The following is a 15,809-nucleotide window of genomic DNA, read 5'->3' as shown; positions in this document are numbered from 1 at the left end:
AGTTCGAAACTCGTTCAGGTCAAGTGCATCGTCCAGCGATAGGGAGGAATCAGAGTGAGGCGCTACAGTTCTTGAGTGTGAACCTTTCGGCGATCTCTTCGAAATCTTTCGGTGAGCCAACCTGGTTTATACCCGCAGCGACTATTGATGCAGCGTCCGTGTTAGATGTTCCTAATAAATCAACCATTGCGGCTGCTATCGGCGTTTCGACCATCCATAGCACGGTTTCGCCCAGTGTTGGAGTCCAAGCCAACGCCTCACCCCCAAAGGAAGTGCAATCGGTACGTAATTACATTGCGCATCGAGGGAAAGGTGCTGCGGCGAGAATGTCGCCTTTGATGTCGATGCATGGGGCGTCTAATGTTCTTCAGCTGCTGGATTCGCCAGTTGCGGGAGGTATCAGGCTTTTTGAATCTTGGGTATTTGATTTGCTCGATATGGCCGACTTCGCTACTCGGTGAAACTTGAAGTGTGTCGGTGTTTCGTCCTGCTTGCCGCGCGGCGCGTATGTTCGTTCTGTCGTATTTATGTTTCTCGATAACGTCAAATGTAGGACATCTAAAATGCTAGGCGGCAGGTTTTCTGTACTGCAGTTAGGATGATATCTGCACGCGAATCAGCGCGGACGGAATAACCGCCAAGTTTGGAAATTTGAACTCCCCGGAGGTTTATGTCCGCAGCCTCATCTAACTCGCAACACGCCCTGCTCCAACGCCCTGATGAAGGTGTGCCAAGCCCGATTCGTTACCGCCACGGCGGATCCGCAAGCCTGCTTGGAGTCGCGTACGAAGGCTCCGTCCTCGGTACGCGCGCACTCGACACACTCCGTCCCACTACCCCCGCTGTACGAGGACTTGAACCACTGGTGCGTCGAGGGCGCCGACATCAGGACTCCTTGCTTATGCGGTGGACGATGTCCGTGGAGGACTCAAGGTCGAGTGCCTGTGCGCTGAGGTACTCGAACGCCAACCTATAACGCGCCAGTTCCTGCGGCTTCTCCATGAAGAGGCCGCCGCTGAGTAGGTCGACGTACGCCACGTCCAGCTCCGGAGTCGGGCCCCGCAGGATGGCGAAGCTGCCAACTGCCGCTGCATGCGCGCCCTTTGAGAAGGGGAGTACTTGGATGGTGACGTGGGGGCGCTCAGCCAGCGTGAGTAGGTGCCCGAGCTGTTCTCGCATGACCTCACGGCCGCCGACCTGGCGACGGAGCGCCGCCTCGTCGATCACGCACCAGATGCGCGGTGGGTCGTCGCGGTCGAGGAGTTCCTGACGCTTCATGCGGATGTCGACCATGTGCTGCACTTCGCGCTCCGGGCACTGCACCTCCGAGGCTCGGTGGACTGCCTCGGCGTAGGCGCGAGTTTGGAGTAGCCCGGGGACGTACATGCACGCGTAGTGGTCTTCGCGTACGACCTCGTCCTCAAGCGTGAGCATGAGGTTCATGGACTCAGGGATGGGGTCGGCGAGTGATCGCCACCAACCTTGGATCTTCGCGCCCTTGGCCAGCTCGACGAGGGCGAGACGTTCTGCGTCAGAGGATCCGTATTCGCGGCAAAGGGCGTCAACGGCCGGCCACTTGACGGTCCCTTCCTTCGTCTCGTAGCGACTCAGCGTTGCCTTTGAGATGCCGACACGGGCACCTGCCTCCTCCAGGGTCAAACCCTTGGATTCGCGGAGTCGGCGCAGGTCGGCGCCCAGCTGGCGCCTTCGAGTGGTGGGTCCAACTGGCATGCGTCCAGCCCTTCATGTCGACCTATCAGATCGTGCTGGTTGTCTGAGCCTGACGGCAAGACAGCGCGCGCCGGGGGCGCGCGATGCTGATGTGCACTCCTTCTCGCACAAAATGAGAGTTCCATTTTGAGAGTTCCAGTGCAACCCTCGGTGTGAAGGCGGTTACGCATCGCAATTTGCCGTGCAGGTGGAGGGATTGGGACATGGACTGCACTACGTGCACGCCGAGGGCGGCGTGGGAACTCCCGTTTTTGGCAGAGCCCGCCGAAGTGGCAGCTCTGCGCCGGGTGTTACGGATCCATCTGACGATCTGGGGCCTGCAAGAACTGACCGTCGCGGTCCAACTGTGCGTCAGCGAGCTCGTCTCCAACGTGATCACTCACGTGGGCGCAGGTACCCCGACCACCCTCGCTGTCTCGATGAACGGCACCCGTCTGCGTATCGAAGTCCATGACCCGGATACGCGTGCCCTACCCACGCTCGTGGACGCTACCGATGATGCCGAAACAGGGCGGGGTATGGCCCTCGTGACGGCTACCACTGACCGCTGGGGTGTTCAGCTCCTCGCCGATCGCAAGGTGACGTGGTGCGAGTTCGCCACTGCTCTGCACGCTCCCGATGAACACTGCGGTAGCCGTCGGGCAAGTCGCCTTGGGGCGGCAACCACGGAGGCGGCGGCGATCGATGCCATCTCTGATCTTCTGCACTGGCTTCGGGTGCACGGCCATGACCCGGAGGAAGCCCTAGACCGAGCACAGATGCGTTTCGAGGCTGAACTCGGTCTCATGGGCGACTAGTTGGGCAACGCTACCCAGCAGCAATCGCGGAGTAGGTCCAAACATCCGCGGGGAGCGTGTGCTTCAAGTTCCACTTGATCGCCATCGGCTTGCTCCCGGTGGAGCCGTCGAACTCGGCAGGGCCGAGCAGTATCCACGGTTGGGCGCCCCCGATGTCCGTGCTTTTGTAGCGGCGTACGAAGAGCAGGACGTGACTGCCCTCGGCTACGTGATTCTGGTAGCGCAGACCGGTGGGAGACGTTGCCGACGTCTGGTTCTGGGACTCCCAGTGGAAGAGGGTCTCGCTCAACGCGTAGTCGTGGTAGCGGGTTTGAGGAGAGAAGTCCTTCTCGTCCTTCTCCAGCGTGATCAGGAGCGCGTCGGTCTTGATCGACTCGCACCACTTCACGCCCTCGCGGAAGTCGGCCGGCATGAAGCCACCGATGAAGGACTGGCCAAGGGCAGGGAGGATTTCTTCGCGGCTGTACGAGGCATGCACGGTCAGCGGAATACCGCTTTGTCCGCCTACGCCGAGAAGCGGGATCGGGACGTGTTCCGTGTGGGCGAGGTTGTACTCCAGCATCTGGCGCAGCTCACTGCGAACTGCGTGCTGTTCAAGCAGAGTTGAGAATCCCGCGTCGTAGTCCGCGAAGCCCTTGCGGGTGATGCCGCCAAGCGGCCACAGCTGGAAGAAGAGCATGCGGGCGTAGGCACGACCCTGCTCGTCGAGTTCGCCGTAGGTAGGAGCATCGTCCGCCAGCATCTGCGTGTATGCGGCCACCCGTAGCGGGTCGTCCACGTGGAGAAAGGCGGACACGCGCTTGAGGAGGGCGGCTTCACCTTCCGGCGGCTCACCCTGCAGAAGGCCGGAGCGGCGCAGCAAGCCTGTCCAGGAGTTGCCGTTGCCCCGGTAGAGCTCCTTCAGCTCGCGACCGCTTTCGTGCAGGTACCGGCTGAGCTTCGGCTCGGCGTAGTCGGCGACCTCACGTGCCAGCGCCGTGACGTTGACGCCGATCTGGTCCTTGATGTTGGCGATGATGGTGTTCTTCGCCTTCTCCTCAAGCATGATTTGGCAGCCGGACGGCAGCTGGGGGAAGTCATGCTCGATGTTGTCGAGCAGCCGCTTGCGGGTGAGGCTCGTGAGCGCGCGGAACTGGTTCTCGAAGCGGAACTCCTTGCGATGCTGCCCAATGAAGTCCAGCACGGTCAGCACGGCCTTGTCTTCGGTGCGGCGAAGGCCGCGGCCGAGCTGTTGAAGGAAGACGGTGGCGCTGGAGGTAGGGCGCAGAAGAAGCAACGTATCCACGTCAGGGATGTCGAGCCCTTCGTTGAAGAGGTCGACCGAGAAGATCACTTGCAGTGCACCCGATCTGAGGTCTGCCAGGGCCTGTGCGCGTTCTTGGCTGGATGACTCCCCGGACAGGGCAACGGCGTTGAGGCCGGCCGTTCGGAAGGACTCGGCCATGAAGTGCGCGTGCGCAACCGAGACGCAGAAACCCAGCGCCCGCATGGTCCCAGGATCGGTGACCTTGTCCCTGACAGCCTTCACGACCAGCCGCGCCCGTGCCACGTTCCCCGTCAGTACGTTGCTCAAAGCGCCCGCGTCATACGCCCCGCGCTTCCACTCCACCGTGCTCAAGTCGGTGGTGTCGGTGATACCGAAGTAGTGGAAGGGGCTGAGGAGTTCATTTTCGAGTGCTTCCCACAGTCGCATCTCGGCGGCGATGCGGCCCTCGAAGAACTCGTCCTGGATGTTCTTGCCATCCATGCGCTCGGGCGTTGCGGTAAGCCCAAGCAACTCGACTGGCTGGAAATGGTCCAGGATCTTCCGGTACGTCGGTGAGGTCCCGTGGTGGAACTCGTCGATCACGATCACGTCGAAGTGATCACGGGAGAGACGGTCGAGCGTTCGTGCGTTCAGCGACTGGACGCTGGCGAACACGTGATTCCAGCGCTCCGGAATCTCACCGCTGTGAAGCGACTCCCCGAAGTTTGCGTCCATCAGGACGTCTTGGTAGGTCCGTAGAGACTGCTGCAGGATCTCCTTGCGGTGCGCGACGAACAGCAACCGCAAGTCGCGGCCGTGCTTCTTCCGCAGTTGCCTGTAGTCGAGTGCAGCCATCACCGTCTTGCCAGTGCCTGTCGCTGCGACCAGCAGATTCCGGTGTACGTCATGCACATCCCGCTCGACGTTCAGCCGCTCCAGCATGTCGCGTTGATGTGGATACGGTCGTACCTCAAGGCCGGAGAGAGTAATCCCGCGGTCTTTAGCGGCAGTTGAGGAGGTACCTCCTGCGATAGCCAAGGCTTCCTGGAGTCGTTCTCCGTCGGCGTCGGGGTCGTACGTCTCGAAGGACAGGTCGTTCCAGTACGCCTCGAAGGTCGCCTCGAACTTACGCAAGACGTCTGGTGTGGCGATCGAAGAGAGCCGGACGTTCCACTCCAAGCCGTCGAGGAGAGCGGCCTTGGAGAGGTTGGAACTGCCTACATACGCAGTGTCGTAACCGCTCTCGCGACGGAACAGCCATGCCTTCGCGTGCAGTCGCGTCGATCGCGTCTCGTAGTTGACCTTGACCTCGGCGTTGAACTCTTGCACCAACCGGTCCAGCGCGCGCCGTTCGGTGGCGCCGATGTAGGTCGTGGTGATGACCCGTATCGGCACGCCACGGTTGTGGGCCGCTTGCAGGGACTGCTCGATGATGCGCAGTCCGTGCCACTTCACGAAGGCGCAGAGCAGGTCGACGTGGTCGGCGGTGGCGAGCTCGGCACGTAGTTCGAAACCGAGGCTTGGGTCCTCGGGCGAGTTGGTGATGAGGGCGGTGTCGGAGAGGGGGATACCGGGGCGCACGGCGAAGACGCCGGGTGCCTCCTGCCGTGTCAGCGCGAGGAGTTGACGAGGGCCGTCAGCCACTAGGTCCACCCACTCTTGGGCGCCTTCTAGGGTGCTGATGGATTCCAAGATGTGGTTGGCCGCGTGTACGCGCTCCACGCTCGGAAGGCTTTGCAGCACGCGTCGCACGGTCCCAGCGACATGCCGGGCCAGTACATGTGGCACTGACTCCGGCCCCACGGCATCGGTCACGGGATGCCAGCCGAGGCTGCCTAGCTCCTTCAACTGCTGCTCGAAGCGCAGCGTGATGAGCTCTTCGTAGAGGCCGGTGGCCGGTTGTGCAGCACCTAGTGGTTCGGACACGCCGGCTCCCCCCGATCAGCAGACAGTTGCGCCCATGTCTAACAGAGGGCTCTGACGTCAGACGGTGAGGGCCTGGTCCGGAGCGCCCATGCGCCAAAAATGATCAACTTCGAAATCATGTTTGACATGAGTGATCGATCTCGATCCAATATGGAGTCGTGGAAATCGAACGAGTTATCGGTCATATCGAAGGTGTCGACGTGGGAGCGGTCTTCCATCGGCGGTTGGATGTGATGCGCGCCAAGCTGCACCGAACCAACCAGAAGGGCATCTCGTGGCTCGCGGATGAGGACGGCAGTGAGGTCGGAGATGCCATCGTCTTGAACGGTGGGTACGAGGACGACGAGGATCACTGGACGTGGGTGCGCTACACAGGCGCCTCTCCGGACAAAGACAAGGACGAGCAGACTAAGAGTCTTCTGCGTAGTCAGTCATGGGCGTACCGGGATAATGCCGCTCTCAAGCGCAGCTATGAACGTAATCATCCGGTTCGCGTTATTCGTGGCTATGGCGGCGATTCACGCTATTCGCTGCCTGATGACTATAAGTACGATGGCTTGTACGAGATCACCGCTATTCGTACGGCTGTGTCCAGGTCGCCTGCGCCTGACGGCTCCGAGATCGAGATTTGCCAGTTCGATCTGGAGCGCTTGCCTGACGATCTTCAGGGGTAGGCGAACCGCGGGATCTCGCTGGTCAATTGTGGTGCGGCAGGCATGTTCGGAGCCGTCTTACCAAAGCTTGAGTTGGGTCACGTCCGCCGAGGTGGTGTATTGACGGCCACTCGGTGATCTCGTTTTGAGGCTATGCGGTGAGTTCGGTCGGGACGACGGTCTCGTCGGTTTGTGACTCGATCGGGTGGAGGCGGGTTTTGGCGAGGAGGTCGAGTCCCATGTAGCGGCGGGCTTCCGTCCATTCGTCGTTCTGCTCGGCCAGGAGCGCGCCGACCAGGCGGACCAGGGCGGTGCGGTCGGGGAAGATGCCGACCACGTCGGTGCGACGCCTGATCTCCTTGTTGAGCCGTTCCTGGGGGTTGTTGGACCAGATCTGCCGCCAGCTCTCGCGCGGGAACGCGGTGAACGCCAGGAGGTCGTGCTGGGCGGTGTCCAAGTGGGCTGCTGCTTTGGGGAATTTGGCCTCCAGTGCGTTCAGGACGTGCCGCATCTGGGCCTTCACGGCGTCGGTGTCGGGTTGTTCGAAGACGGTCCGCAGCAGGGTGGCCACCCACGGCTGGGCCGACTTGGGGACCTGGCTCAGCAACGCGCGGGCGTAGTGGGTGCGGCAGCGCTGCCAGCTCGCGCCGGGCAGGGTGGCGCCGATCGCGTTGACCAGGCCGGCGTGGGCGTCGGAGACGACCAGTTGGACGCCGGACAGGCCGCGGGCGACCAGGGAGCGCAGGAAGGCCAGCCAGCCGGCGCCGTCTTCGCTGGAGGCAACGTCGATGCCGAGGATCTCGCGGTGGCCGTCGGCGTTCACGCCGACTGCGATGAGGGCGTGGACGTTGATGATGCGGCCGCCCTCGCGGACCTTCTGGGTCAGTGCGTCGACCCAGACGAACGCGTAGGGCCCGGCGTCGAGCGGCCGGTTGCGGAACGCGGCGACCTGCTCGTCCAGGTGCTTGGCCATCGCCGAGACCTGGGACTTCGACAGCTGGGTGACGCCGAGGGACTCCGCCAGTTTCTCGACCCGGCGGGTGGAGACACCGAGCAGGTAGGCGGTGGCGACCACGCTGATGAGGGCCTGTTCGGCCCGGCGGCGTCGCTCCAGCAGCCAGTGCGGGAAGTAACTGCCCTGGCGCAGCTTGGGAATGGCCAGTTCGACGGTGCCGGCCCGGGTGTCCCACTCGCGCGGGCGGTAGCCGTTGCGGTGGTTGACGCGTTCGTCGCTGACCTGCCCGTATTCGGCGTTGCAGAGGGCGTCGGCCTCCGCGGACATGAGGGCGTCGGCGAACGTCTTGACCATCGCGCGCAGCAGATCGGGACTCGCCGAGGTGAGGTTGTCTTCCGCGAGGGCGTGCAGGGGCAGGCTGTCGGGTGCGGTCATCGTGCTGATCTCCTTCGAGGCTTCGACACTTCGAAGATCAGCCGGTGGCCGTTCATCTATGCGGGCACCATCCCGATGCCGGAGCAAACCCCCGGATCAGGTCGAACCCGTACACCATCTCCATGGACGCAACCCTTGAGTTGGAGGGTCACCTCTGGCGCGTCCAGGCCATCGTCGCTTTCAGCTTGAGTGCTGAGAGAGCCGGATTTCGGTGTCGTGTGGTGCAGTGGTGCGCGACTGTGCCACGCCGGTGGCGATTCGTTGAGCGATGTCCTGGGCCGACTCGTGCTCCCAGAAGCGCAGTACTGTCCAGCCCTCCGCGAGCCGATGCTCGGTCGTCTCGGCATCGCGGGCCATGTTCTTGTCGAGCTTGGCCCGCCACCACTCCGCGTTCGACTTGGGCTGCGTCGCGTGCTTGGGACAGCCGTGCCAGAAGCAGCCGTCCATGAAGATCGCGATCTTGGCCTTGGGGAAGACGATGTCGATCGTGCGACGGGGTATGCCGGGCACCGGTACGTTCACCCGGTATCGCAGGCCCTTGGCGTGCAGTAGGCGTCGCACCGCCACTTCGGGAGCCGTGTCGCGGGAGCTCTGTCGGCTCATGCGGGCGGACACGGCAGCGGAGGACGGGACAACATCTGGCACGGAAGTATTGTGCCGGCGTACTTGAGGCGTTGTGTCGAGAGCCGCAGATCACGCACGCTCGTCGCGACGGTAAGTCCACATCTCCGCGAGCAAGCCACCCCGAACACGGATCAGCCGAATCAGGCTGCTCACCGTCGCCGCTGAACCAGCCCCCGGCTCACCTCCCCAACCGCAGCCAGTAGTTCCCCCTCACTCAACACCGCCCTGATGTCGAAGCGCAGGTCCGGCTGGGCGGCCCGGACATGCTCCACCGCCCGCTGAACGTCACCGGGCCCCGTGATCTCCGGATGCGCGTGGTCCCGCCACTCCGGATGAAGAACCTCACCGGCGACAACCGAATCGCCGTGTTCCACGTCTCGAAGTAGCGAAGGACCAACTCGCGGTCAGCCAGCCCATGTTGTGCAGCCGCCACAATCGACCCTCAACCCCCGTGGCACTCCCCATAAGCCCGCCCTGACCCACACCAGCAACTAGCCCCCCGCTGAGGCGGCCAAACCACAGCCCGCCCCCGAGCCGCAAGGGTCGTCGCATACTGCGGCAACAGATCAGCATCCCCAGGCGAAGCCCCCTCAGACGCAGCGAACGCCTCATAAGAAGGCACAGTCCCCGTAACGATCCCCAGGTTCGGCGTCCCACTCGCCGCCAGCTCCCGCAACGACCCCTCTATCGTCGCAAGGTGCTCCTCGTGGGACGGGTACTCCACCGCGAGGGACTCGTACGCCCCCACCAGCTCGGCCAACTCCCCCTCGGGCCAGTGCAGTACAGCCACGGGGAACGGCCGGGACAACGCCTCCCGGAACGCGCCCAGTTCCGCCCGCAGCCGTGAGATCTCGGCCTCAAGCTCCGCCGGGTTGTCCGACCCCAGTGACCACACCCGCTTCGGATCATGCAGCTCGTCCAGGGACACCGGCGACGAGGGAGACGAGGAGGACGAGGACGAGGACGACGAGGACGCGTGGGCCGAATGCAGCGTGTCCGCCAGCGTGTCCCACTCGTCGTGCGACACGCCCAGCATCCGCCGCACCCGGTGCCGGCCGTACAGCAACGGGTGGGTGGAGTAAGGGGGTTCGGGGATATCGGTCAGGAGCAGCGTCACGCCCTCCGTGAATGTCTCCTGTGCCGCCTCCAACTCGTCGTGGGACTCCAGGGACTCCGCGACGATCACCCAGGGCGCGGGATCGCGCGGGGACGCTGCCCGTACCCCGTCGATGATGGCCCTGGCCTCGGCCTCGTGGCCGTACTCCCAGAGGTTCGAGGCCTTGAGGGCCCGTACCAGGTGCGGGGTTTCCAGGGCGTCCGCCGATGACAGCAGGCGGTCGTAGAGCGCGGTGGCGGCGGGGCGGTCGCCGGCCAGTTCCAGGTGGGCCGCGGCCTGGAGGAGCAGGGCTTCGGCGTCCTCGGGGTAACGGGCGGCGGTCCGTTCGAGGCGGGCCGCTTCGGCGGAGTGGTCGGCGTTCTCGGCGGGCGTGTCGGGGCGCATGAACGACACGGTACTGCCGATGCCGACACAGATGGAGGCAAGGGCAGAGATATGCCCAGGTCGGCCGGTGAGAGTGGCGTGGGGGAGCGGTGAGGGGGCCGGCGGGGGCCGCCCCGCGGGGAACACCGGGTGGCTTCCCGGTTTCCGCCGGTTTTACGGCCGCCTCGTTTCTACGACCCCTCTGCTTCTACAGCCCCTGTGCTTCTACGACCTTCACCTCCCGCTGCCCCGCCCGTCCCCGTCCCTCTCCCGCCACCCACAGAACCCCTCGCCGCAACCCCCATGACGCCCACCCCCACCCCCACAATCCCCGCCCCCACAAACAACGGAGCCGCATACCCAAACCCCGCACTGATCACCAAACCCCCTGCCCAAGCCCCCACCGCGTTCCCCACATTCGAAGCCGACACATTCGCGCTCGCCGCCAACGGCACACTCCCCGCCGCGTCCGTCACCCGCGTGATCATCCCCGGCACCGTCGCGAACCCGAACGCACCCAGCAAGAAGACCAGGACCACCGACGCCCCCCGGCTGCTCGCCAGCAGTCCGAACAACGTCAACGTGGTCGCCAGGCCGCCCAGGGACACCAGCAGCGTCACGTCCCGGTTGTGGTCGGCCCCCCGGCCGCCCGCGATGTTGCCGACGACCAGCCCCGTGCCGTAGACGACCAACAGCCAGGCCACATCCGTCGTCGAGAAGCCCGCGACCCGCGTGAAGGTGTACGCGAGGTAGCTGAACGCGCCGAACATGCCGCCGTAGCCGAGGGCCGTGGCTGTCAGGGTCAGCCATACCTGGGTGGAGCGGAAGGCGCGCACCTGCGTGCGGAGGTCCGCCGAGTCACTCCTCGCTCCCGCCGACGCCGGTACGAGTACGGCGATGGCGATCAGCGCGACCGCCCCGATCGCCGTGATCGCCCAGAACGTCGCGCGCCAGCCCCACCGTTCGCCGACGAGCGCGCCGAACGGGACCCCCAGAACGTTCGCGACCGTCAGGCCGGTGAACATCAACGCGACTGCCCGCGAGGCCCGTTCGGGAGGGACCAGGCGGCGGGCGACCAAGGAGCCGATGCCGAAGAACGAGCCGTGGCAGAGGGCCGCTATGACTCTGCCGAGCAGCATCAACCCGTAGCCGGGGGCGATCGCCGACAGCAGGTTCCCTGCGACGAACAGCGCCACCAAGCCCACCAGGACCGGCTTTTGGGGCAGGGACGCCGTCGCCGCCGTCACCGCGATCGCGCCCACCGCGACCGTCAGCGCGTAGCCGGAGATCAGCCAGCCCGCGGCCGCCGTGGACACGTGCAGGCCGCGGCTCACCTGGGGCAGCAGCCCGGCGATCACGAACTCGGTCAGGCCGATTCCGAAACCGCCGAGCGCCAGGGCGAGCAGGCCGAACCGGCCGCCGCCGTAACCGGGTTGGAGGCCCGGGGTCAGATCACCACCCCGTCGATCTGCAGCGTCTGCACCGCCCCCGCCGCGAACGTCGCGCTCACCGTCTTGCCGCTCACATACGTGTCCGAGTGGGAGGCGTACAGGTCACCTCCACCACCCGTCACCGTGTTCCAGCGCGGAACCAGGCCGCTCGAACCGCCTGCCACCGTCGTGAACTTGGACAGGTCGAAGGTCAATTTAGTCGACGACGAGCCCGTGTTGGCGGCGACGATCACCAACCGCTTCGCCGACGCGTCGTAGCCCGCCGCCGCGTAGCTCACTCCCGTGTCCAGGATCGTCATGCCGGGGCGGATGTGGCGGCTGAACTGGGCCATCACGTAGTACTTCGTCTGCACCGCGCCGGCCGTGAGGGTGCTCTGGTCGTACGCGATCATCGCCCAACCGGACGACGGGTCCATGACCTGCCAGTACGTCCACGCCGTGGGGTGCAGCCAGCGGAAGTCGTAGAGCAGGTTGCCGGCCATCGTCAGGCCCGTCGAATCGCTGTCGCCGGTCTCCGAGTTCCAGAGGGCCTTGCCCGCCGTCGTCACTACGTCCGTGTACAACAAGTCCCTACGACCGCCCGAACCCTGGTAGCCGTGGACGTTGACCCGGTTCACGTACCCCTTCGTCGTCGAGCTGAAGGCGCTCCAGGTCGTGCGCGCGAGGTCGTAGCTCGTCTCGTCGGACGCCGAGATCTTCGTGCTTGTCAGGCCTCGGCTGTCCAACTCGCTTCGCACGTACGGGAGTACGGCCGACTGGACCGTCGAGTCCATGTGGCAGCCCTCCTGCGTACCCGTCGCCGTCCACCAGCTCGACGAGGGTTCGTTGAAGGCCTCGACCGTCGCGAAGTTCACTCCCCAGTTGTTCTTCGCGTAGAGGGCGACGGACGCGAGGTGGGAGGCGTGCTGGCGGTAGTTCCAGGTCTGGAGGTTGTTGCCGCCGCCGGACGCGCCCGACGGGTTGTGGTTCGAACACATCCACCACATGGGGGAGTTGGCGAAGAGCTCGGTGGTCGCGCCCCGCGAGGTCGCCTTCACCAGCATCGCCCGCTGGGTCGCGTCCGCGGTCCAGTCCCAGGCCGAGGACGTGGGGTCCTCGTTGTTCCAGTCCTGCCAGTAGCCCTCGATCTGCTTGAACGCGGGGATGTTGGCGGAGGCGACCATCGACTCGCCGTTCACCGAGTTCCAGCTGCACGCGCCGAGGTTGTAACGGGCGATGTTCAGGCCCAGGCCCGGCAGCGAAGTGCCGTTGTACGTCGTCGACTTGGTGGTGAAGAAGATGTCGGCGAAGTCGTCCCGGGCGCCGAAGACGTTCGCCCACCAGGCGAGCGAGGTGCCCCAGCCCTCCCAAGTGCCGTACTTCGTCGCCGGGTTGACCGCGATCGTCGCGTCGGCCCGTGCGGTACCGGTCGCCAGGGCGGTGCCGAGGAGCCCACCGCCCGCTGCGGCCAGCAGGGTTCTGCGTCGGATCATCTCTACTCCCGATTCGCTCAACCGCCGGTCGTCCCACCGGCGTCGGCCATCCCCCCGGCTCGTGCCATCAGGAAGCATCGGGTGTGGTGCGTGAGGTTGTCGAGGGTTGTGACACCCCTTTCTACAACCCGTGTACGAAGGATCGAACGGGCACCCTTTCCGGTCATCGGAGCCATGAGTCTGGCGAGTTCGCGAACCGGCCCCTATCGTGCGGCCCATGCGGGTTCCCGTCGTGCAGCACCGCAGCCGTCGACGCCGTGCGCTGGGCCGACGCGCTGTGTGGACCGGTGGGGAGTTCCTCGTCACCGCCGGGGTCGTCCTGCTCCTCCTCGTCGTCCACGAGCTGTGGTGGACCAACCGGGAGGCCCGTCAGGGCGCCGAGCACCAAGTGCGGGCCCTGGAACGGCAATGGGCGACACCGGGTGCGGGGAGTGGCGGCACCGCGACTGCCAACACCGGTCTGGTGGGCGGCAGTTCACCGCGCCGGGGCACCTCGGCCGATGGCTCCACCACAGTCACCGGTTCCGCCGCCGCTCCCCGCCGCTCCCAGGCCTACGCCGTCCTCATCATCCCCCGCCTCCACCTCCGCGTTCCGATCGCGGAAGGCGTCAGCAAACAGAACGTGCTCAACAAGGGGTACGTCGGCCACTACCCCGGCACCCAACAGCCGGGCCAGGCAGGGAACTTCGCGCTCGCCGGGCACCGCAACACCCACGGCGAGCCGTTCCGGTATCTCCCGCGACTGCGCCTCAAGGACACCGTCGAGGTGGAGACGAGCGCGGCCACGTACACGTACACGGTCGACAAGATCCTGCCGCAGACCTCCGCCATCGACTCCGGCGTGATCCGGCCGATCCCGCGCTCGATCGTCAAACCGGCCTACGGCTACAGCCAACCGGGGTACTACATCACCCTCACCACCTGCACGCCGGAGTTCACGTCCAGGTACCGCATGGCGGTGTGGGGCACGCTCACCTCCACGCACCTCCGGTGATTCACGCCCGTTCCCGCAACACCCCCACACTCACCGCCGCCACCACCGCGAGCCCGGCCGACACCACCATCGCGATGTCCGCGCCGCGGGCGAGGCCGCCGCCCGCCGACGTGGCGATCGCGATGGTCAGCGCGACCCCGGCGCACGAGCCGATGTAGCGGAACGTCTGCTGCGCGCCGGAGCCCATCGCCGCGCGGGCCGCCGGTACGGACTCCACGGACAGCAGCGGCAGCGCGGCGTTCAGCAGGCCGCTGCCGACGCCCGCGATCACCAGTCCCGGCAGCAGCCGTAGCCAGGAACCGGAGTCCAGCGCGCCCAGCATCGTCAGGACGCCGGCCGCGTGGAGCAGGAAACCCAGGGCGAGTTGGTGGCGGGGCGAGACGCGGCCGGCGAGGCGGCGGGCCTGGAGGGCGACCGCGAAGGACAGGCCCGACCAGAGGAGGAACAGCCAGGCCGTGTCCATCGCCGACAGCCCCAGCGTCTGCTGCAACAGCGTCGGCAGGAAGCTGAACATGCCGATCACCGCGAGGCCCGTGAACAGGCCGCCCGCGGAGGACGCCAGGAAGAGGCGGTGGCGCAGCAGGCTCAGGTCGATCATCGGGGTCGCGCCCCGGCGTTCCACCAGCGCGAAGACGCCGACGAGCACCACGGCCGCCAGTGCCAGCAGGCCCACCGGGGCGCGCAGCCAGCCGTCGCGGCCCAGCGTGAGGGCGGCGACGAGGGCGACCAGGGCCAGCCCGAAGGTGACCGCGCCCGCCAGGTCGGGGCGTCCGCCGCGCGGCGCGCGGGACTCGGACAACGTACGGGCGCCGAGGGCCGCCACGACGATCGCCGCCGCGCCGAGCACGGCGTAGATCAGCCGCCAGTCCGGCATCGCGCCCGCGACCAGCGGGCCGACCGCTATGCCGCCGCTGACGAACGCGCCCCACACGCCGGTCGCGTGCAGACGGCCGCGCGGGGTCGGGAAGGCGTGCACGATCAGGCCCAGGCCGCTGGCGAGCAGCGCCGCGCTGGACGCGCCCTGCGCGATACGGGTCAGCGTGAACAGCCAGGTCGAGGACGTGAGCGCGGAGAGCGCCGTGGTGATGCCCAGCGCGAAGGTGCCCGCGAGGAAGATCCGGCGGCGGCCGTAGTCGTCGGCGAGGCTGCCGGCGACGAGGAGCAGCGCGGCCAGGCCGAGCGGGGTGCCGTTCAGGAGCCAGGCCTGGGCGGAGAGCGGGGTGTGCAGGGCGGCGGCGATGTCGGGGAGCGTGACCATCGGCGCGGTGTACGTCATCAGCGCCACGGCGGTGGCCGCGCTGGTCAGGGCGAGGGTGGCGCGGGGGTGCGGCACGCTCGGCCCGGAGACCTCGGGGGCTTTCGTCACCTCGGCGGCCTCGGCGGCCTCGGTGAGCTCATCGAGGGTTCGCTCATTGAACCTAGTCATGTGGAGCACCGTAGCACCTAAGGTTCGTTCATTGAACTTACTGGCGGAAAGTGGCTACAGTGGAGGACATGTCACTAGGCAAGGACTACGCGGGACAGGAGTGCTCGATCGCCCGGGCGCTGGAGGTGGTCGGGGAGCGCTGGACGCTGCTCGTCGTCCGGGACGCCCTCTACGGCGTACGGCGCTACAACGACTTCCTCGCCCACCTCGGCATCCCGCGCGCGGTCCTCGCCGGCCGCCTCCAGGCCCTGACCGCCGAGGGCATCCTCGAAAAACGCCGCTACCAGGAGTCCCCGCCGCGCGACGAGTACGTCATCACCGAGCGAGGGATCGCCCTGTGGCCGGTGCTGCGCTCGCTCGGCCGGTGGCAGCGCGAGCAGTACGACGAGACGCAGCTGCGCTACTTCCGGCACGCGGACTGCGGCACCGAACTCGGCTCCTACGGCGAGTGCCCCACCTGCGCCGTCGTCGTCCCCGTCGCGGATGTCATCATGGACCCGGGCCCCGGACTCGATCCGGACCCGACGGACCCGGTCAGCCGGGCGTTCCTCAAACCGAGGCGACTGCTCCAGCCGATCGAGCCGGATCGGGTATAACGAACGGTACGAGAACGGCAGTT

Annotated in this window: 15 protein-coding genes; 5 read left to right on the top strand and 10 right to left on the bottom strand. The window is 66.0% G+C overall.

From position 1 onward, the window contains the following. The first annotated feature begins 77 nt into the window (after positions 1 to 77). Complete coding sequence (locus OG407_RS20525; protein WP_405860005.1) at positions 78 to 461, top strand: hypothetical protein; 384 nt, start codon at positions 78 to 80, stop codon at positions 459 to 461. Between the two features lie 221 nt (positions 462 to 682). On the opposite strand, the gene OG407_RS20520 is transcribed toward OG407_RS20525, so the two are convergent. Both OG407_RS20520 and OG407_RS20515 read right to left on the bottom strand, forming a co-directional pair. Next, complete coding sequence (locus OG407_RS20520; protein WP_403596320.1) at positions 683 to 886, bottom strand: DUF397 domain-containing protein; 204 nt, start codon at positions 884 to 886, stop codon at positions 683 to 685. Then, entirely contained in the window at positions 886 to 1,731 is an 846-nt protein-coding gene (locus OG407_RS20515; RefSeq protein ID WP_405860003.1) for a helix-turn-helix domain-containing protein, read from the bottom strand. The genes OG407_RS20520 and OG407_RS20515 overlap by 1 nt, the downstream gene beginning before the upstream one ends. A 203-nt stretch (positions 1,732 to 1,934) precedes the next feature. On the opposite strand from OG407_RS20515, the gene OG407_RS20510 reads away from it, so the two are divergent. Next, positions 1,935 to 2,528, top strand: coding sequence for an ATP-binding protein (locus OG407_RS20510; protein ID WP_405860001.1), 594 nt, complete (start codon positions 1,935 to 1,937; stop codon positions 2,526 to 2,528). A gap of 10 nt (positions 2,529 to 2,538) precedes the next feature. Here OG407_RS20510 and OG407_RS20505 read toward each other — a convergent pair whose 3' ends face one another. Beyond that, positions 2,539 to 5,700 (bottom strand): DUF3427 domain-containing protein, encoded by a 3,162-nt coding sequence (locus OG407_RS20505; RefSeq protein WP_405859999.1) that lies wholly within the window; start codon positions 5,698 to 5,700, stop codon positions 2,539 to 2,541. Positions 5,701 to 5,858: 158 nt separating this feature from the next. Here OG407_RS20505 and OG407_RS20500 point away from each other — a divergent pair, with 158 nt between their 5' ends. After that, on the top strand, positions 5,859 to 6,374 hold the full coding sequence (locus tag OG407_RS20500; protein ID WP_405859997.1) for a YDG/SRA domain-containing protein: 516 nt from the start codon (positions 5,859 to 5,861) through the stop codon (positions 6,372 to 6,374). A 130-nt stretch (positions 6,375 to 6,504) separates the two neighbouring features. Here the strand turns inward: OG407_RS20500 and OG407_RS20495 are convergent, their stop codons facing one another. From OG407_RS20495 to OG407_RS20470, 6 genes are all read right to left on the bottom strand, one after another. Continuing rightward, entirely contained in the window at positions 6,505 to 7,743 is a 1,239-nt protein-coding gene (locus OG407_RS20495) for an IS256 family transposase (RefSeq protein ID WP_405859995.1), read from the bottom strand. A 180-nt stretch (positions 7,744 to 7,923) separates the two neighbouring features. Next, the gene (locus OG407_RS20490) at positions 7,924 to 8,388 is read right to left on the bottom strand and encodes a very short patch repair endonuclease (RefSeq protein WP_405859993.1); all 465 of its coding nucleotides are present in this window, start codon (positions 8,386 to 8,388) and stop codon (positions 7,924 to 7,926) included. 128 nt (positions 8,389 to 8,516) lie between these two features. After that, a complete protein-coding gene (locus OG407_RS20485; RefSeq protein WP_405859991.1) occupies positions 8,517 to 8,741 on the bottom strand; it encodes a nuclear transport factor 2 family protein in 225 nt (74 codons plus the stop codon). A 68-nt stretch (positions 8,742 to 8,809) separates the two neighbouring features. Next, positions 8,810 to 9,868 (bottom strand): SEC-C domain-containing protein, encoded by a 1,059-nt coding sequence (locus tag OG407_RS20480; protein WP_405859989.1) that lies wholly within the window; start codon positions 9,866 to 9,868, stop codon positions 8,810 to 8,812. Positions 9,869 to 10,038: 170 nt separating this feature from the next. Further along, a complete protein-coding gene (locus OG407_RS20475; protein WP_405859987.1) occupies positions 10,039 to 11,205 on the bottom strand; it encodes an MFS transporter in 1,167 nt (388 codons plus the stop codon). An 89-nt stretch (positions 11,206 to 11,294) separates the two neighbouring features. Next, complete coding sequence (locus OG407_RS20470) at positions 11,295 to 12,770, bottom strand: beta-1,6-galactanase (RefSeq protein WP_405859985.1); 1,476 nt, start codon at positions 12,768 to 12,770, stop codon at positions 11,295 to 11,297. 217 nt (positions 12,771 to 12,987) lie between these two features. On the opposite strand from OG407_RS20470, the gene OG407_RS20465 reads away from it, so the two are divergent. Next, entirely contained in the window at positions 12,988 to 13,764 is a 777-nt protein-coding gene (locus tag OG407_RS20465) for a class E sortase (RefSeq protein WP_405859983.1), read from the top strand. 1 nt (position 13,765) lies between these two features. On the opposite strand, the gene OG407_RS20460 is transcribed toward OG407_RS20465, so the two are convergent. After that, complete coding sequence (locus OG407_RS20460; RefSeq protein WP_405859981.1) at positions 13,766 to 15,190, bottom strand: MFS transporter; 1,425 nt, start codon at positions 15,188 to 15,190, stop codon at positions 13,766 to 13,768. A gap of 68 nt (positions 15,191 to 15,258) precedes the next feature. On the opposite strand from OG407_RS20460, the gene OG407_RS20455 reads away from it, so the two are divergent. Beyond that, positions 15,259 to 15,786, top strand: a complete 528-nt coding sequence (locus OG407_RS20455) for a winged helix-turn-helix transcriptional regulator (protein ID WP_405859979.1) — start codon at positions 15,259 to 15,261, stop codon at positions 15,784 to 15,786. Positions 15,787 to 15,809: the final 23 nt, after the last annotated feature.

This window comes from Streptomyces sp. NBC_01515, from assembly GCF_045040345.1.
In the GTDB taxonomy this organism is placed as follows: domain Bacteria; phylum Actinomycetota; class Actinomycetes; order Streptomycetales; family Streptomycetaceae; genus Streptomyces.
The sequence above is the reverse complement of the archived record's forward strand: the minus strand, read 5'-3'. Positions and strand labels throughout refer to the sequence as shown.

Bases quoted from the DNA above. Each gene is read 5' to 3' on its own strand.
- OG407_RS20460 (WP_405859981.1), bottom strand. From the start codon at position 15,190: ATGACTAGGTTCAATGAGCGAACCCTCGATGAGCTCACCGAGGCCGCC.
- OG407_RS20470 (WP_405859985.1), bottom strand. From the start codon at position 12,770: ATGATCCGACGCAGAACCCTGCTGGCCGCAGCGGGCGGTGGGCTCCTC.
- OG407_RS20480 (WP_405859989.1), bottom strand. From the start codon at position 9,868: ATGCGCCCCGACACGCCCGCCGAGAACGCCGACCACTCCGCCGAAGCG.
- OG407_RS20510 (WP_405860001.1), top strand. From the start codon at position 1,935: ATGGACTGCACTACGTGCACGCCGAGGGCGGCGTGGGAACTCCCGTTT.
- OG407_RS20455 (WP_405859979.1), top strand. From the start codon at position 15,259: ATGTCACTAGGCAAGGACTACGCGGGACAGGAGTGCTCGATCGCCCGG.
- OG407_RS20465 (WP_405859983.1), top strand. From the start codon at position 12,988: ATGCGGGTTCCCGTCGTGCAGCACCGCAGCCGTCGACGCCGTGCGCTG.
- OG407_RS20520 (WP_403596320.1), bottom strand. From the start codon at position 886: ATGTCGGCGCCCTCGACGCACCAGTGGTTCAAGTCCTCGTACAGCGGG.
- OG407_RS20515 (WP_405860003.1), bottom strand. From the start codon at position 1,731: ATGCCAGTTGGACCCACCACTCGAAGGCGCCAGCTGGGCGCCGACCTG.
- OG407_RS20495 (WP_405859995.1), bottom strand. From the start codon at position 7,743: ATGACCGCACCCGACAGCCTGCCCCTGCACGCCCTCGCGGAAGACAAC.